This window comes from Thiomonas sp. FB-6 (assembly GCF_000377645.1).
In the GTDB taxonomy this organism is placed as follows: domain Bacteria; phylum Pseudomonadota; class Gammaproteobacteria; order Burkholderiales; family Burkholderiaceae_C; genus Thiomonas_A.
The window spans coordinates 1-1,118 of the sequence record NZ_KB898548.1 but is presented as its reverse complement, the minus strand read 5'-3'; the positions used below and the strand labels follow the sequence as shown (position 1 = coordinate 1,118).

Genomic DNA, 1,118 nt, shown 5'->3' with positions numbered 1-1,118 from the left:
TCCTTGAATGCTTGTCCGTATCGAGCCACGTTCGTCCTTCATCTCCGCCCCCAGGGTTGATCTATGAAGGCGACATCTATTCTGACGCAGGGGGCGTTGCATCGGCATCGTTCGACCTTGACACGGTTTCGAAGATTAGGGCTGATTTGCAGCAAATGACTGAGCTTCCCTTTTCCCAAGTTGGCGACGTGCTTGGCCCTCCTGGCGAAGGGTTGCAAGGCTATCTCGTGCGGCAAGTTTCACGTGCTGTTGCTGCGCTCCAGCGCATGTCGGCAATGCTGCGCGACAGGAAGAATCCGGAGGACGAAGCAAGATTCGAAGATGACCTCAATACCGCTGTGCGAGAGGTGCTTGGGGCCTCGCTTGCCTTTGTCAAGTGGGACGTGGCGGACCAATCTCGTGGCGGAGCAACGGCGAAGGGGAACCCTGGAGAACGGGATGCTGTCATTCGAGCATCTGGTCAGGAGATAGCCATCTACGAGGCGCTTGTCTGCTCCGGTCTAGACCGGACTGAAATGAAGAAGCACTTCGACAAGCTCTTCTCGTATGGCATCTGTGAAATCTATTTCCACGTCACCTATTCCTACGCAAGGGAGGTGAAGCCCCTTTTAGACTACCTAAGGCGCATGCTCGAATATGAGGTGCCGCGCGGCCTCACGTACCTCCGCTGTAAGCCACTTGGTCTGCCGGACTACGCTACGAGCGGGTACGTTGCAACGTATCGGGCAGACCACCTGGAGGTGGCCGTAGCGTTCTTGATTGTGGACCTTCGAGTCCGTGGTTCTGAGTCGGTTGATGCGGCTGAACCGATGCCACAGGCAGTGACATAGGTGGCCTCCCGTGCATAGGGTGAGCGGCGGTGACGCTGTCATCGCTACACGAGATGCACGACTGTTCGTGCACTCCAAGGACACCTATGACGACAGAACCCGATGACGAGGCACTAGCCGCCTTCGACCAAGCTGCCGAGCAACCTGAATCGCCAGCGCAGCGCTTGCTCAGACTGCACCGACATCCTGCAGGGCCCCCTGCGTCAGAATAGATGTCGCCTTCATAGATCAACCCTGGGGGCGGAGATGAAGGACGAACGTGGCTCGATACGGACAAGCATTCAAGGA

General features: G+C 57.2%; 1 protein-coding gene. It reads left to right on the top strand.

Annotated features, from left to right (window positions below; genetic code table 11):
* The coding region (locus D466_RS24370; protein ID WP_231385778.1) for a hypothetical protein at positions 1 to 830 on the top strand (830 nt) is incomplete at its 5' end.
* Positions 831 to 1,118: the final 288 nt, after the last annotated feature.